Annotated in this window: 13 protein-coding genes; 10 read left to right on the top strand and 3 right to left on the bottom strand. The window is 73.1% G+C overall.

Features of this window, described 5'->3' with window-relative positions; all coding sequences use genetic code 11:
- Window positions 1-35: 35 nt before the first annotated feature.
- On the bottom strand, window positions 36-1,622 hold the full coding sequence (locus DEJ05_RS05750; RefSeq protein WP_111110005.1) for a long-chain fatty acid--CoA ligase: 1,587 nt from the start codon (window positions 1,620-1,622) through the stop codon (window positions 36-38).
- A gap of 71 nt (window positions 1,623-1,693) precedes the next feature.
- Entirely contained in the window at window positions 1,694-2,599 is a 906-nt protein-coding gene (locus tag DEJ05_RS05755) for a DMT family transporter (RefSeq protein WP_111109976.1), read from the bottom strand.
- A 71-nt stretch (window positions 2,600-2,670) separates the two neighbouring features.
- Here DEJ05_RS05755 and DEJ05_RS05760 point away from each other — a divergent pair, with 71 nt between their 5' ends.
- The 9 genes from DEJ05_RS05760 to DEJ05_RS05800 all read left to right on the top strand — a co-directional run bounded on the left by DEJ05_RS05760 (window position 2,671) and on the right by DEJ05_RS05800 (window position 12,627).
- Entirely contained in the window at window positions 2,671-3,519 is an 849-nt protein-coding gene (locus tag DEJ05_RS05760) for a LysR family transcriptional regulator (protein WP_071406548.1), read from the top strand.
- 84 nt (window positions 3,520-3,603) lie between these two features.
- Window positions 3,604-4,818 carry a sensor histidine kinase gene (locus DEJ05_RS05765; protein WP_111109977.1) on the top strand — a complete coding sequence of 405 codons (1,215 nt, stop codon included), beginning with the start codon at window positions 3,604-3,606 and terminating at the stop codon, window positions 4,816-4,818.
- The gene (locus DEJ05_RS05770; RefSeq protein WP_111109978.1) at window positions 4,806-5,540 is read left to right on the top strand and encodes a response regulator transcription factor; all 735 of its coding nucleotides are present in this window, start codon (window positions 4,806-4,808) and stop codon (window positions 5,538-5,540) included. Before DEJ05_RS05765 ends, DEJ05_RS05770 begins: the two co-directional genes overlap by 13 nt.
- Before the next feature lie 93 nt (window positions 5,541-5,633).
- Window positions 5,634-6,446, top strand: coding sequence for a fructosamine kinase family protein (locus DEJ05_RS05775; RefSeq protein WP_111109979.1), 813 nt, complete (start codon window positions 5,634-5,636; stop codon window positions 6,444-6,446).
- 531 nt (window positions 6,447-6,977) lie between these two features.
- Window positions 6,978-9,149 (top strand): glycosyltransferase family 39 protein, encoded by a 2,172-nt coding sequence (locus DEJ05_RS05780; protein WP_258376094.1) that lies wholly within the window; start codon window positions 6,978-6,980, stop codon window positions 9,147-9,149.
- Window positions 9,150-9,184: 35 nt separating this feature from the next.
- A complete protein-coding gene (locus DEJ05_RS05785) occupies window positions 9,185-9,907 on the top strand; it encodes a response regulator transcription factor (protein ID WP_111109980.1) in 723 nt (240 codons plus the stop codon).
- A 56-nt stretch (window positions 9,908-9,963) separates the two neighbouring features.
- Window positions 9,964-11,526, top strand: coding sequence for a cell wall metabolism sensor histidine kinase WalK (locus DEJ05_RS05790; protein WP_146245027.1), 1,563 nt, complete (start codon window positions 9,964-9,966; stop codon window positions 11,524-11,526).
- 100 nt (window positions 11,527-11,626) lie between these two features.
- A complete protein-coding gene (locus DEJ05_RS05795; protein ID WP_111109982.1) occupies window positions 11,627-11,896 on the top strand; it encodes a hypothetical protein in 270 nt (89 codons plus the stop codon).
- A 224-nt stretch (window positions 11,897-12,120) separates the two neighbouring features.
- Window positions 12,121-12,627, top strand: coding sequence for a hypothetical protein (locus DEJ05_RS05800; RefSeq protein WP_245165815.1), 507 nt, complete (start codon window positions 12,121-12,123; stop codon window positions 12,625-12,627).
- A gap of 39 nt (window positions 12,628-12,666) precedes the next feature.
- Here DEJ05_RS05800 and DEJ05_RS05805 read toward each other — a convergent pair whose 3' ends face one another.
- Window positions 12,667-13,485, bottom strand: coding sequence for a helix-turn-helix transcriptional regulator (locus DEJ05_RS05805; protein ID WP_111109983.1), 819 nt, complete (start codon window positions 13,483-13,485; stop codon window positions 12,667-12,669).
- Window positions 13,486-13,598: 113 nt separating this feature from the next.
- On the opposite strand from DEJ05_RS05805, the gene DEJ05_RS05810 reads away from it, so the two are divergent.
- Window positions 13,599-14,891, top strand: a complete 1,293-nt coding sequence (locus DEJ05_RS05810; RefSeq protein WP_111109984.1) for a bifunctional glycosyltransferase family 2/GtrA family protein — start codon at window positions 13,599-13,601, stop codon at window positions 14,889-14,891.
- Window positions 14,892-15,033 lie beyond the last annotated feature (142 nt).

A 15,033-nucleotide genomic window follows, 5' to 3' on the forward strand; every position in this document is an offset into this window, starting at 1 on the left:
GCCTACGGATCGCCCCTGCGCGGTCGTGGGGCGGATCACGGAACCGCCGTCACCTCGACGCTGAACCGGTCGACGAGCTCGCGCTTGAGCACCTTGCCGCTCGGGCCGAGCGGCAGCGCCTCGAGGACGTGCACCGCCCGCGGGTACTTGTACGCGGCGATCTCGGCGGCGACGAAGTCGACCAGGACCTGCGGCTCGACGGACGCGCCGGCGTGCAGGACCACCGCGGCCTCGACCTCCTGCCCGTGCACCGCGTGCGGCACCCCGAACACCGCGGCCATCGCGACGTCGGGGTGGGTGGCGAGGACCTCCTCGACCTGCCGCGGGTACACGTTGTAGCCGTTGCGGATGATCATGTCCTTCGTGCGGTCGACGATCGTCAGGTACCCGTCGTCGTCCTTCGTACCCAGGTCACCGGTGCGGAACCACCCGTCGACGATGGCCTCGGCGGTGTCCTCGGGCCGGTCGAGGTACCCGTTCATCAGGTTGTGGCCACGGATCACGAGCTCGCCGATCGCACCGTGCGGCAGCATGACGATCGCGTCGCGGACCTCGGGGTCGGCGATCTCGACGTCGATGCCCCACACCGCCGTGCCGATGGTGCCGGGCCGCGGCGGTTGCCCGACGTGGTTGAAGGTGGCGACCGGCGAGGTCTCGGTCAGCCCGTACCCCTCGTGGATCGGCGCGTCGAAGACCTGCTGGAACCGCTCGAGCACCGCCAGCGGGAGCGAGGCCCCGCCGGAGATCGCGTACCGGAGCGTCGGACGGGCCTCGGACCGGGTCGCGGCGTCGAGCAGCGCCATGTACATCGTCGGGACGCCCATGAAGATGCCGCAGCCGTGCTCGACCATCGCGGCGAGCGCCGTGTCACCGTCGAACTTCGGCAGCATGACGAGCGTCGCGCCGGTCCGGAACCCGGTGTTCATCGTGCAGGTCTGCCCGAACGTGTGGAACAGCGGCAGGGCGCCGAGCAGGACGTCCCCGCGGTGCATGTCGAACGTCGTCATCAGGTTCGTGTTGACCTGTTCGAGCAGCGCGAAGTGCGAGCCCTCGGCACCCTTGGGCTGGCCGGTGGTGCCGCTCGTGTACAGGATCGTGGCGGTGTCGAACGGGTGCCGCGGCACGTAGGTGTCGAGCGCTTCGGTCTGCGCGGCCAGGGCCTCGAGCCGGTCGGGGCCGGCCGCGGACCCGTCGTCGGTCGTCGCCGGTGCGAGCACGGTGACGACGTCGACCCCGGCGAGCTCGGCACCGGCGGCACCCTCACCGAGCAGCGGGGCGGCACAGACGAGCAGCGTCGCACCGCTGTCGCGCAGGACGTACTCGATCTCGCGGCGCTTCAGCAGCGCGTGCACGGGCACGGCCACCGCGCCGAGGGCCAGCGTGGCGTAGTAGACCCGGGGGAAGTCCGCGACGTTCGGCACGAGCATCGCCACCTTCGACCCCTCGGTCACGCCCCGCGCGCGGAGTGCCCCCGCGTAGGCCAGGGTCTGCGCCCACAGCTCGGCGTAGGTCGTGCGGACGTCGCCCACGATGACGGCGACGTCGTCCGGGTAGCGTGCCGCCGACTCGGCGAGGATCGCTGCGACCGACGCGGTCGCGCGGGTGGTGTGGGTGTCGTGCATGCCGGTCTCCGTCTTCGTCGACGACCTCGTCGTCGTCACCGCCGATCCTACGGCTCGACCCGGCGGACCGGTCAGGCGGCGGACGCCGCAGGTTCCCGCCGACGGAGGAGCACCCCGGACGCCAGGGCGATCCCGAGCAGGACGACGAGTCCGCCGACGGGCTCGTTCCACCGCACCCGCTCCCCCAGCACGAGCACACCGAGCGCCACCCCGACCACCGGCGTCAGGTACGTGACGGTGGAGGCGCGACCGGCGCCCCACGCCTGCACGAGCCGCGTGTTCCAGGCGTAGGCCAGCCCCGTGCCGACGCAACCGAGCGCGACCATCGCGGCCACGATCCTCCCGTCCAGTTGCACCGGACCGGTCGCGATGACGGGCGCGACCAGCAGGAGCATCCCGGAGGCCAGCGTCAGCTGGACCGTCGCCAGCGTGACCGGGTCGTACACGCTCGCCACGGCGACCCGGCGCAGGTAGGCGAGCCCGATGCCGTAGGACGCGGTCATGCCGAGCAGCGCGACCTGCCCCGGCACGCTCGCCAGGACCTCGGGGTCGGTCAGCACGTCCCACGGGCCGACCAGTACGAGCACCCCGACGATGCCGAGCACGATCCCGAGCACCTGCCGTCCGCGCAGCCGTTCGGACGGCACGAGCACCGCGAGCGCGGCCAGCGTCATGATCGGCGTCGTCGCGTTGTAGATGCTCGCGAGCCCGGACGGCACCGTCTGCTCGGCCCACGCCATCAGCGACGACGGCACCGCGTTGAGGAAGACCGCGACGACCGCCAGGTGTGCCCAGGTCCGCGGCTCCCGGGGCCACCGCCGACGGGTCGCCAGGAGCACCACGACCAGCGTGACCCCACCGAGCACGGTCCGCACGGTGGCGACCTGCTGCGGGGCGAGACCGTCGAGTCCGATCTTCGCGAAGAGGAAGCTCGATCCCCAGGTCAGGGCGACGAGGGCGTAGAGGAGGGCGTTCACGTGGCCTAGTGTCGGACCACCGGGTGACATGCGGCAAACGCATGCCGCTCATGCCGACATGAGGAGGACGCATGACCGTCTCGGTCCAGCAACTGCGCGCGTTCGTCGCCACGCTCGACGCCGGGTCCTTCACCGCGGCGGCCGCAGCGCTGGGCGTCGGGCAGTCCGCGGTGTCCCACGCCGTCGCCGGGCTCGAACGCGAGGTCGGCGGCCCCGTGGTGCGCCGCGGCACGGTCGCCGCCGCCACACCGCTGGGCGACCGCCTGCTGGCCCACGCCCGCAGCGTGCTCGCCTCGGTCGAAGCCCTGGAGGCGGTGGTCCGGCCCGCCACGGCGCGCGGCACCGTGCGCCTCGCCGCCGTCCCCACCGTCTGTCAGGGCCTGCTGCCGCGGCTCCGCGAACTGTGGGCGGTGACCCTGCCCGACGTCGACGTGCAGGTCTACGAGGGGGACGACGACGAGATGCCGGAGTGGCTCGAGGCCGGCACCGTCGACGCCGCCGTGCTCGTCGACCCGTCGCCGGTGCCCGACGGCGGCGTGGTCGTGGCGCGGGACGAGATGGCCGCCGTGATCCGCCGCGACCATCCCCTCGCCGAGCTGCCCGCGCTCACCCTCGACGACCTGCACGAGGACGGTCTGGTGGCGGGCGGCGGTGGCTGCGAGTACCAGATCCAGAAGCTCCACGAGCTCGACGGCCGCCCGTTCCGGTACGCCCACCGGGTGCGGGAGATGAGCACGATGTTCGGGATGATCCAGCGGGGCGAGGGCGTGTCGATCGTGCCGACCCTGGGCCGCGGGATGCTGCCGCCCGACCTCGTGATGATCCCGATGGCCCGGCGGCTCGAACGGACCCTGGTGCTGAGCGGGCCGTCGTCCCGTGCGTGGCACCCGTTGGCGCGGGCCCTGGTCGACGCGGTCTGAGACGGACGCCCCCTGGTCAGGCTGCTCCGACAGCTCCGACCTTCGGCGGATCCGCTCGTCCCGACGGCTCCCTAGGCTCGGGGCATGACCTCGACCACGCTCCCCGCCGTGCCGCTCGGGCAGCGTGTGTGGTCCCAGACCTGGCGTGTCGCCGTCGCGGCCCTGACCGGGCTGCTCACCGCGGGGCTCGTGTGGCCGACGATGGACACCCGTGGGTGGAGCGACCTGCACGTCGGCGCACTGATCCTCGGCGACGTGGGTGCCGGTCTGGCCGCCCTCGTCCTCCTGCCGTTCCGGCACCGGGCACCGTTGCTGATCACGGTCGTCATCGCTGCCCTCAGCTCGGTGTCGACGTTGGCGGTCGGAGCGGCCGCAATCGCCACGGTGTCGCTCGCCACCCGGCGCCGGGCTGTCGAGCTCGCCGTCGCCGGTGCGGTGCTGCTCGGTGCCACGGTGCTCTACGACGTCGTCCTGGCGCCCCCGTCCGACGACATGCCGCTCTGGCAGATCTTGATCGCGGGCGTCGTCGGCATCGCCCTGCTCGTGGTCATCGGCATCGCGATCGGGCAGCGCCGGGCGCTCCTGCTGTCGCTGCGTGAGCGGGCCGCCCTGCTCGAACGCGACCAGCAGCTGCGCGAGGACCGTGCCCGCGAGCAGGAGCGCGCCCACATCGCCCGCGAGATGCACGACGTCCTGGGCCACCGGCTGTCCCTGGTCGCGCTGCACGCCGGTGCCCTCGAGTACCGCGGCCCGGGGCTCACCCCCGACGAGACCGCCGCGGCGGCCGGGGTCGTACGGGCCGAGGCGCACTCCGCGCTGACCGACCTGCGCGACGTCCTCGGGGTGTTGCGCGACCCCGCGGCGACCGGCGGCGACGAGGTGACCGGCACCGCGCCTCCGCAGCCGACGCTCGTCGACCTGCCCGCCCTGCTCGACCAGGCGCGTGCCGGCGGTGCGACCGTCCGGGCGCGCGTCGACACCGACGGCGCAGCAGTGCCGACGGCAGTCGGCCGGCACGCCTACCGGATCGTGCAGGAATCGCTGACGAACGCCCGTCGGCACGCCCCCGGACAACCCGTCGACGTGGTGGTCGAGACCGTCCCCGGTCCCGGGGTCCGAGTGGTGGTGTCGAACACGCTGACCGACGGACCTGCGCACGCGGACGCGTCCGGGAAGACCGCCGGGCACGGCCTGCGCGGGCTCGCCGAACGCGCCCGGCTCGTCGGCGGGAGCTTCCGCGCCGGCAGCGACGACGGACGCGTGCACGTGGTCGAGGCGGTGCTGCCGTGGACTCCGTGACCGCTCCCGTCCGCGTCGTCCTGGTCGACGACGACCAGCTCGTGCGCGTCGGGCTCCGCATGCTGCTCAGCGGCGACGACGGCCTGGTGGTGGTGGGCGAAGCGGGCGACGGGCTCGAGGCCGAGGGCGTCATCGCGTCGACCGCGCCCGACGTCGTGCTCATGGACATCCGGATGCCCCGGTGCGACGGGCTCGTCGCCACCGAACGCGAACTGCGCCGCCGACCCGACCTGGCCGTCCTGGTGCTGACGACCTTCGAGGGGGACGACCTCGTGCTCGGGGCACTGCAGGCCGGCGCCCGTGGGTTCCTGCTCAAGGACACCCCGCCGCACGAACTCGTGCAGGCCGTGCGGACCGTGGCGGCCGGGCGCTCGATCCTGTCCCCGTCCGTGCTCGACCGGGTCATCGCGTTCGCGGCCGGATCCCGCTCGGGCCAGGCGGCCGGTGGTCCGGGCGGCGCACCGGCAGGGCCACCGGTCGATGCCGCTGCGGACGACACCGAGGCACGCCGGCTGCTCGCCCTGCTGACCGAGCGGGAGCGGGAGGTCGCACTCGCCGTGGCGAACGGGGCGTCCAACGCGCAGATCGCCGCCGACCTGTACGTGGGCCTGGCCACCGTGAAGACGCACGTCGGGCACGTGTACGAGAAGTTCGGCGTCGAGAACCGGGTGCAGCTCGCACTCGTCGTGCACGCGGCCCGGCGGGGAGAGCCGACCGCGTGACCGGGTCGCCGGGTCGCCGGGTCGCCGGGTCGCCGGGTCGCCGGGTGATCGTCGGCTGAACGGTCGACGGTGCCCCCTCGGCAGGATGGACCGATGGCCGAGACGCACGTGAAGACGTTCACCACCGCGGACGAAGCGGCAGCCGAAGCCGCCGGGCTCGCCTGGCTCGCCGAGGCCGAGGACACCGGCGGCACCCGCATCGCCCGCGTGCTCGGGCGCCCGACCCCGACCGTGCTCGACCTCGAGCTCATCTCCGACGGCTCCCCCACCGCGGCCCAGGCGGAGCGGTTCGGCCGCTCCCTCGCGCACACGCACGCCGCCGGTGCCGACCACTGGGGTGCGCCGCCCGCCGGCTGGACCCGCGGTGCGGCGCTGCGGATGGGCCGCTCGCGCACACCGTTCCTCGCAGCCGAGCAGGCACCGGCGACCTGGGGCGAGTTCTTCGCCGAGTACCGCATCCGCGACTTCGTCCGCCGCATCGTCGATGCCGGCGGGTTCGACCACGCCGAGGCGGCCGTGTTCGAGCGGGTCGCCGCACGCGTGCAGGACGGCACACTCGGGTCGCCGCAGCCCGCGCTCGTCGGGGACCGACCCGCTCGTCTGCACGGCGACCTGTGGGCCGGCAACGTCCTCTGGCCGACGGACTCGTCCGAACCGACCGGCGCCGTGCTCATCGACCCGATCGCCCACGGCGGGCACGCGGAGACCGACCTGGCACTGCTCGGGCTGTTCGGGCTGCCCCGGCTCGAGACGGTGCTCGCCGCCTACGACCGGGAGTCACGGCTGGCCGACGGCTGGCAGGAGCGCGTCGAACTCCACCAGCTCGCGCCGCTGCTGCTGCACGTGTTCCTGTTCGGCGGCTCGTACACCGGGGCAGCACTCCGGGCAGCGCAGCGGTACGCCTGACCCCTCGCACCGTGCGGCTTCGCTCAACCCGTGCGAGGTTGCTCGCCCCGGTGCCGCCGCCGCACCGTGCGGCATCGCTCAACCCGTGCGGGGTTGCCCGCCCCGGTGCCGGCGCCGCACCGTGCGGCATCGCTCAACCCGTGCGGGGTTGCCCGCCCCGGTGCCGGCGCCGCACCGTGCGGCCTCGCTCAACCCGTGCGGGGTTGCCCGCCCCGTGCAGCGCTACAACCGCGCACCGAGCAGGCGACGCCGCACGGACCGAACAACATCGCACCGTGCGCCGCGCCGCCGCCCGCGGCGCCTCCGCCCGCCGGCCAACCGCGAACCGTGCGGCCTCGCTCAACCCGTGCGAGGTTGCCCGCACCGTGCAGCGCTACAACCGCGCACCGAGCAGGCGACCCCGCACGGACCGAACAACAGCGCACCGTGCGCCGCGCCGCCGCCCGCCGGCCAACCGCGCACCGTGCGTCCTTAGCCCGCACATAGCCGGCGCAGTGCAGCAGTCGGGGAACGCCCCGGATGCTCATCGACATGACCACGTACCCGATACCCGTGACCGACCGACGCGACCCCGCGCGCAGTGCCGCCCGGGATCGGCGCCGCCCGCCCCTCGCCCGGCTGTTCCTCGGCGAGCGCGACGACGCCCGCTGGCTCCGGCCGGCGTTCTGGGCGCTCCTGGCCGTGACCGCCGTGGTCTACCTGTGGGACCTCAGCGTCTCCGGGTACGCCAACAGCTTCTACGCCGCCGCCGTGCAGGCCGGCACGAAGTCGTGGGAGGCGTTCTTCTTCGGCTCCCTCGACTCGTCGAACTTCATCACGGTCGACAAACCACCCGCCTCGCTGTGGGTGATGGTGCTGTCGGCGCGACTGTTCGGCTTCTCGAGCACCAGCCTGCTGCTCCCCCAGGCGCTGATGGCCGTCGGTTCCGTCGCCCTGGTCTGGGGCACGGTCCGCCGCACCCTGGCCCGACTCGGCGCCACCACCGCGAACGTCGGCGCGCTGCTCGCGGGCTTCGTCGTGGCAGCGACCCCGGCGGCGGCGCTGATGTTCCGCTTCGACAACCCGGACGCCCTGCTCGTCCTGCTGATGACCGCCGGCGCGTACTGCACGGTGCGGGCGCTGCCGAAGGGCAGCTGGAAGTGGATCGCGCTCGCCGGGGTCGCCCTCGGGTTCGCGTTCCTGGCGAAGATGCTGCAGGGCCTGCTCGTCCTGCCCGCCTTCGGCCTCGTCTACCTGTTCGCCGCCCGCACCGGCTGGGGCCGGCGGGTGATCGGTCTGCTCGTCGCCGCCGGCTCCCTCGTGGTGGCCGCCGGCTGGTGGGTCGTCGCCGTGTGGCTCTGGCCCGCCGAGTCCCGCCCGTACATCGGCGGTTCGACGAACAACACCGTCCTCGACCTGGTGTTCGGCTACAACGGCCTCGGCCGGATCTTCGGAGGCTCGGGCAACGGCGGCGGAGGCGGCGGCACGACCGGCGGCACCGCCGGAGGCTCGTTCGGCGGCTCGACGGGCCTGAACCGCCTGTTCTCGTCCGAGATGGGGCTCGAGATCTCGTGGCTCCTGCCCGCGGCGCTCATCGCCCTGGTCGTCGGGCTGGTCGTCGTCGGCCGTCGGCACCTGGCCGATCCAGCACGCGCCGGACTGGTCCTCTGGGGTGGCTGGCTCCTGGTCACCGGACTCGTGTTCTCGTACATGTCGGGCACGATCCACCCGTACTACACGGTCGCCCTCGCCCCGGCCATCGCCGGACTCGTCGGTACCGGCGGCGCCCTGCTCTGGCACGCACGAGCCCGCTTCGTCGGCCGCCTCGGCCTCGCTGCGATGATCGGTGTCACCGCGTTCTGGGGCTGGTGCCTGCTCAACGAGAACCCGACCTGGCTGCCGTGGCTGCGCTGGGTGATGCTCGCCGGCGGGCTGCTGTCCGCGGCACTGATCGTCATCGGCAGCGTGCCGTCGCTGCGCCGACTCGTCACGGTCGGCGTCCTCGCCGGCACCCTGTTCGGCCTGTCCGGCACCACCGCCTACGCCCTCGCCACGACGACCGTCGCGCACTCCGGTTCGATCCCGAGCGTCGGTCCGGCGGGCAGCAGCTCCGGTGGGATGGGCGGCGGCACCGGTGGCTTCCCGGGAGGCACGGGCGGACCGGGTGGGTCGACCTCCGGCTCCGACGACGGCGGCTCCGACAGCACGTCCGACTCCCAGCAGGGTCCCGGCGGGACCCCGCCGGAGGGCGCCTCCGGCGAGGCGCCGGAGATGCCGGACGGCACGTCCGGCACGGCACCGGGCAGTGGGCAGGACGGCACGGACGACGCGACCTCCGAGGGTGGGTCGGGGACGAGCCTCCAGGCCGGGGGTGGTGGCGAAGGTGCGTCGACCTCGTCCGCCCTGCAGGAGCTGCTCGAGGCATCCGACGCGAAGTGGGCGGCCGCGGTCAACGGATCGCAGTCGGCCGCGCAGCTCGAACTCGACACCGACACCGCCGTGATGGCGATCGGCGGCTGGTCGAGCGACCCGGCACCGACGCTCGCGCAGTTCAAGGCGTACGTCGCCGACGGCGACATCGGGTACTACGTGTCGTCCGGCTCCGGCGGCGGCATGGGCGGCGGCTCGTCGACCGCGTCGGCGATCCAGGAGTGGGTCGCAGCGAACTACGAGTCGACGACCGTCGGCGGCCAGACCGTCTACGACCTGAGCAGCACGGAGTGACCGGCGACGAGGGCGCGGTGGATAGGCTCCGGGACATGCCCGGCACCCCGCTGCAGCGCACCGACGGCTCCCCCGTCCGCGCCCTCGTCGTCGACGACGAGCACGCCCTGGCCGAGGCCGTCGCCCTGGCGTTCGCGGGCGACGGCTGGGCCGTGCGGTCGGTGCACCGCGGGCGCGACGTGCTGTTCGCGGCCCGGGAGTTCCAGCCCGACGTGATCGTGCTCGACGTGATGCTGCCGGACATCGACGGGTTCGAGGTGCTCGAACGGCTCCGCGACGCCCGCGACGGCGTCCGGGTGCTGTTCCTCACCGCACGCGACGCCCCCGAGGACCGGCTCGCCGGGCTGACCGGCGGTGGCGACGACTACCTGACCAAGCCCTTCGGCATCGAGGAGCTGCTCGTCCGTGCCCGGATCCTGGCGCGCACCTCGACCAGGGTCGCCGCGGCCGGGGCGAGCGCCGAGGTCGTGGTCGGGGACCTCCGGCTCGACGAGGACGCCCGCTCGGTCAGCCGTGCCGGGGACCCCATCGAGCTCACGCCGACCGAGTACGAGCTGCTGCGGCACCTGGCCCGCAACGCCAACCGGGTCCTGTCCCGCGAGCAGCTGCTGGCGAGCGTCTGGGGCATGGACTTCGGCACGTCGTCGAACCTGGTGGACATGTACGTGTCGTACCTGCGGAAGAAGCTCGACGCCGGACGGGAGCCGATGCTGCAGACCGTCCGTGGGGCGGGGTACGTGCTCCGGCCGGCGACGTGAGCCGGCCCGGGCGCACCGGGCGTGTGCCGTCGTTGCGCTGGCGGATCGTGGCGGCCGTGGCCCTGCTGCTCGTCGCGACGAACGTCGTCGTGGGGGCGGTGACCGTCGTCGCGTTCCGGGGGTACCTGGTCGACCGGCTCGACGCGGAGCTGTCGACGGCGGCGATGCGGACCGTCGGCGGACGGGACGGGGCCGAACCGCCGCCGGGGTCGTCGTCGTCGTCCTCGTCGTCCTCGTCGTCCTCGTCGTCGTCGTCCTCGTCGTCGTCGTCGTCGGACTCGGATGATCTGCCGGATCCCGACAACGCCTTCATCGGGGCGCCGGGGCAGTCGGCGGGCACGGTCATCGCCATCGTCCGCGACGGCGACCTGGTGCTCAGTGGCTACACCGACGGGGACGGTGACCAGCGCCGCCTGACCGCGGCGCAGCAGCGGACGCTCGCCGCGGTGCAGACCGGCGGCGACCCCGTGACGGTCGAACTCGGCGCGCTCGGGGACTACCGGGCGCAGGCGGTCAGCGACGACGGCGACGTGTTCGTCACCGCGCTCCCTCTCGGTGACCTCGACGCCGCGATCGCCCGGTTGCTGCTCGTCATCGGGGTCGTCACGGTGCTCGGGCTCGCCGTCGCCGCGTGGGCGCTCACGGTGCTCGTCCGTCGATCGCTCCGTCCGCTCGAACGCGTCGCCGCGGTGGCGTCCGGCGTGACCGCACTCGACCTGGAACGCGGAGACCCGGACATCCCCGTCCGCGTCTCCGACTCCGACCTGCGCGCGAACCGCGAGGTCGCGCAGGTCGGCAACGCGCTGAACCGGCTGCTGGGCCACGTCGCCCGGGCGCTCACCGTGCGTCGTGACGCCGAGGCCGGCATGCGGACGTTCGTCGCCGACGCCTCGCACGAGCTGCGGACCCCGATCGCCACCGTCCGGGCGTACGCCGAGCTGTCCGAGCGGACCTCCGACCTGGACGCCGTGCACCGCAACGTCGACCGGATCGGACGCGAGGCCGTCCGGATGGGCGACCTCGTCGACGAGCTGCTGCTGCTCGCACGGCTCGACGCCTCGGCCCTGGCGTCGGGGGCGCCGGCCGCGCAGGTCGTCCGCGAGCCGGTCGACCTGACGTCGCTGGTGGTCGAGGCCACCATGGACGCCCGCACGACGGCGCCGGACCACCGGTGGACGCTGCAGATCGTGGACGACCAGCCGGTGCTCGTGGCCGGTGACGAGGTGCAGCTCCGACGGGTGGTCACGAACCTGTTGACCAACGCCCGGACGCACACGCCGCCGGGGACTGCCGTCGTGGTGTCGTTGCAGTCGGTCCCCGGGTCGGGGTCGGCGTCTGCGTCTGCGTCTGCGTCTGCGTCTGCGTCTGCGTCGGACGGTGCCGTCGTCCGCTTCGTCGTGGCGAACGACGGGCCGCCGATCCCCGCCGAGTCCCTGCCGACCCTGTTCGACCGGTTCACCCGGGGTGAGGCCTCGCGCTCACGGGAGCACGGCACGAGCGGACTCGGGCTCGCGATCGTGCGGGCCGTCGTCGTGGCGCACGGCGGCAATGTGCGGGTCGCGTCCGAGCCCGGCCGGACCGCGTTCACCGTGGACCTGCCTGCCTCGGGCGCTTCGTGAGCAGAAGACATCGGGTGCCGCGACCGCACTCGACATCTCTTGCTCACCGAGTGCCGTCCCGGTCGCATACTGGTCGGAGAACACCGGACGAGGAGGCCCCGTGACGAACGCGTACGACAAGCTCCCGGGCCGCCCCGACCCCGCCTACCTGGTGGTCGAGGTCCCGGCGTTCGAGGACGACCGCCCCCAGCCCGAGCCCGCACCGCCCGCCGCGGCGCCGGAGCTCGTGGCCGCGACCGAGTTCGCGCGCTCCTCGCACGCACCGCCCACGATCCGCCGGACCCAGATGCGGGCGGGCGCCTGGATCGCGGGCGTCCCGATCGCGGCGCTCGTGGTCGTCGCGATCGTGCAGATCCTGCTGCCCCGCTGACCGAGAGCGTCACTGGCCGGGGCGCTCGGACGCGTTCTCACGCGCTGTGCGACACCTCACGCACAGCCGACCGCGTGAGGTGTCGCTGAGCACGAAATCGGGGCGTCGTCCGGATCGTCAGACGATCGACCAACGTCGAGGCCCATCGCGTGCATCCGCGTCGGAGCGCACGCAGGCTGGGTCCTGTCCGAGCAAGACGACCCGAACGGGTCACCACTGCAGAGATGGGAAACACGATCATGAACTCGTTCAAGCGCAAGTCCGTGAAGCTCCTCGCCGGCACCGCCCTCGGCGGCGCCGTCATCGCGGGGGCGTTCGTCGCAGCCCCCGCGCAGGCCGCTGAGCCCGCGCCGCCCAGCACCTCGTCGTCCGTCGGCGGCAGCGTCAACGTCAACCTCGACCCGGTCGCGATCGTCAACGCGATCAAGGACGCGGTCAACGACCAGAGCGACCGCGGCGGTGCCGTGCAGGCGGCGCTCGACGTCGGCTACTGGAACGCCGGCAACCCCGACCGCCTCACCGTCGCGGTGGTCAACAAGAACCAGGACATCACCGTCGAGGGCGACGTCGCGGACGCCCAGTCGATCGACATCAAGGGTGGCAACTACGTCATCTACTGGTTCAAGGGCCCCGGCAAGGTCACCAACAACGGTGACGGCGGCTGGCTGAACTGGGGTGTGTTCGGCAACATCGAGCGCATCGACAACGTGATCCACGTCAACGGCGGCTGACTCCTCCGTTCGTCGGCGACGCCCCCTGGGACCTCGGTCTCAGGGGGCGTCGCCGTCCGACCGCGCCGCTTCGATCGCCGACGGCCGGTTGCGTGCAGCCAGCCTGAAGTCCCTCCGAGACCGGATCCAGCCCCGGACGAAGGCGACCGACACCAGCGCCGTCCGGTTCGGCGCGTTCCAGGACTTCATCAGCCGGCCGAGGTGCCAGGCAACGGCCTGTCGGCTGTAGGCGGTCTCCTTGGCGATGGCGTCGTTCGACAGCCCACGGGCGGCGAGCGCCAGCATCCGTTCCTCGGTCTCGTCCAGGCCGGGCGCCGATGCCACCAGGTCGATGTCGTCGGTGCCGAGCGCTGTCGTCGCGTCCGCCGACGCCCCTCCGCGGTGCTGCGCCCAGGCCTCCGCCCAGCACGAGCCGAGTTCGTGCGCCACGAGTGATGCCCGGCTCATCGCGAGCATCGTCCGGCCGGCGTGGTCGATCGTCGTCGCGTGCTCGCGGGTGGCCGTGTGCATGACGAGGGCGAAGACACGGATCGCGGGCAGGGCGCCGCGGAGCACGACCGAGACGTCGACCCGCGGGTCGTCGGCGCTGGCGGCTGCGACCTCGCGGAGCCGCACCAGGCACTCCGGGTCGAGCGGCTCCCCACGCTCGACCGCGCGCAGTGCCGCGGGGAGCACGAGCGGGACGATCTGCTCGTACCGACGCCGGAGCCAGTCGTGCCCGTCGGGTCGGATGCCGTGCAACGGTGGCGCGAGCAGCAGCTCCGTGAACTCCGGGCACCGCTCGTCGAGCGCCAGCCCCAGCCGCTCCCCGGGGAGCAGCACGGCCGTCCGTCGTGCGTCGTCGCGCTCGGTCGTCATCGTGCGTCGAACGTATCCGGACAACAGGTGTCGTGTCCGCTGCGTTCACGTGGTGTTCGTTCTTACCCGGGCCACAGCGCCCTGCCTCGGCCCCCGTAGCCCCGCTGCCGAGCATGAGCGGCATGACGGAGACGAACCAGCCCATCGACATCGACATCGTCGTCCCCTGCTACGACGAGCAGGACACGCTCGCCGCCCACGTGCGACGGCTCCACACGTTCTGCCGGACGTCGTTGCACCACTCGTGGCGGATCACGATCGCGGACAACGCCTCGACCGACGACACCGCCCGGATCGCCGACGACCTCGCCGCGATGCTCCCCGGCGTGCACGCGGTGCACCTGCCCGAGAAGGGCCGGGGCCGCGCGCTCAAGGAGGTCTGGGCGGCATCGCCGGCGGCCGTGCTCGTCTACCTGGACGAGGACCTGTCCACCGACCTCGCCGCGCTCGAACCCCTCGTGGCGCCCCTGCTGTCGGGGCACTCGGACCTGGCGATCGGCACCCGGCTCGCCGGTTCGTCGCGCGTGGTGCGCGGCAGCAAGCGGGAGTTCATCTCGCGCTCGTACAACCTGCTGCTCCGGACGACGATGGGGGTGTCGTTCTCGGACGCGCAGTGCGGGTTCAAGGCGGTCACGAAGGCCGCCGCCGACCACCTGCTGCCGTTGTGCGAGGACGATGCGTGGTTCTTCGACACCGAGCTGCTCGTGCTGGCCGAGCACGCGGGACTCCGCATCCACGAGGTCCCCGTCGACTGGATCGACGACGTCAACTCCTCGGTGCACATCGCGTCGACCGCGACCGAGGACCTGAAGGGCATGTGGCGGGTGTCGAGGAACATCGCCACCGGGCGGGTGCCGATCAGCACGGTCTACGCGGCGATCGGTCGGCAGCCGTTCACCCCACCGAGCGTGGGGTTCCTGGGGCAGGTCCTGCGGTTCGGGGCGATCGGGGTGCTCTCGACCCTGGCGTTCGCTGCCCTGTACGCCCTGTTCCGGCCGGCGATCGGCGCCCAGACCGCGGACTTCCTCGCGCTGCTGGTCACGGCGATCGGCAACACCGCACTGAACCGGCGGTTCACGTTCGGGGTGCGGGGCCGTGCGGGAGCCGGTCGGCACCACGTGCAGGGCCTGGTCGTGTTCGGCATCGCCTGGGCCATCACGTCGGGGTCGCTCGTGGTGCTGCACGCGTCGGTGCCGGGAGCCTCGCACGGTGCGGAGATCGCGGTGCTGACGGCAGCCAACCTGGTGGCGACCGGCGTGCGGTTCGTGTTGTTCAAGGCGTGGGTGTTCCGTGGTCGCCGACGCCCGGAGCTCATCCGCCCCGGCACCACCCCGGCGGCCGACGCCAGCACGGCGGTCACCGAATCGATCGCGGCCCCCGAGCGCACCGGCGACCGCGCTGCCTGACACCGTGCCGGGTCACCCACCCGGTGCAGGGTTGCACGGCGCCCGCGGCACGCCGCACCGTGCAGCGTCGACCATCCCGTGCGAGGTTGCACGCTCCGTGCAGCGCTACGAACTCGCACCGAGCGTGCAACCTCGCACCAGC

Source organism: Curtobacterium sp. MCLR17_045, assembly GCF_003234405.1.
Taxonomy (GTDB): domain Bacteria; phylum Actinomycetota; class Actinomycetes; order Actinomycetales; family Microbacteriaceae; genus Curtobacterium; species Curtobacterium flaccumfaciens.

Coding starts and splice junctions, on each gene's coding strand:
- DEJ05_RS05805 (WP_111109983.1), bottom strand. CDS start 13,485: ATGACGACCGAGCGCGACGACGCACGACGGACGGCCGTGCTGCTCCCC.
- DEJ05_RS05750 (WP_111110005.1), bottom strand. CDS start 1,622: ATGCACGACACCCACACCACCCGCGCGACCGCGTCGGTCGCAGCGATC.
- DEJ05_RS05800 (WP_245165815.1), top strand. CDS start 12,121: ATGGGAAACACGATCATGAACTCGTTCAAGCGCAAGTCCGTGAAGCTC.
- DEJ05_RS05775 (WP_111109979.1), top strand. CDS start 5,634: ATGGCCGAGACGCACGTGAAGACGTTCACCACCGCGGACGAAGCGGCA.
- DEJ05_RS05760 (WP_071406548.1), top strand. CDS start 2,671: ATGACCGTCTCGGTCCAGCAACTGCGCGCGTTCGTCGCCACGCTCGAC.
- DEJ05_RS05765 (WP_111109977.1), top strand. CDS start 3,604: ATGACCTCGACCACGCTCCCCGCCGTGCCGCTCGGGCAGCGTGTGTGG.
- DEJ05_RS05785 (WP_111109980.1), top strand. CDS start 9,185: ATGCCCGGCACCCCGCTGCAGCGCACCGACGGCTCCCCCGTCCGCGCC.
- DEJ05_RS05810 (WP_111109984.1), top strand. CDS start 13,599: ATGAGCGGCATGACGGAGACGAACCAGCCCATCGACATCGACATCGTC.
- DEJ05_RS05780 (WP_258376094.1), top strand. CDS start 6,978: ATGACCACGTACCCGATACCCGTGACCGACCGACGCGACCCCGCGCGC.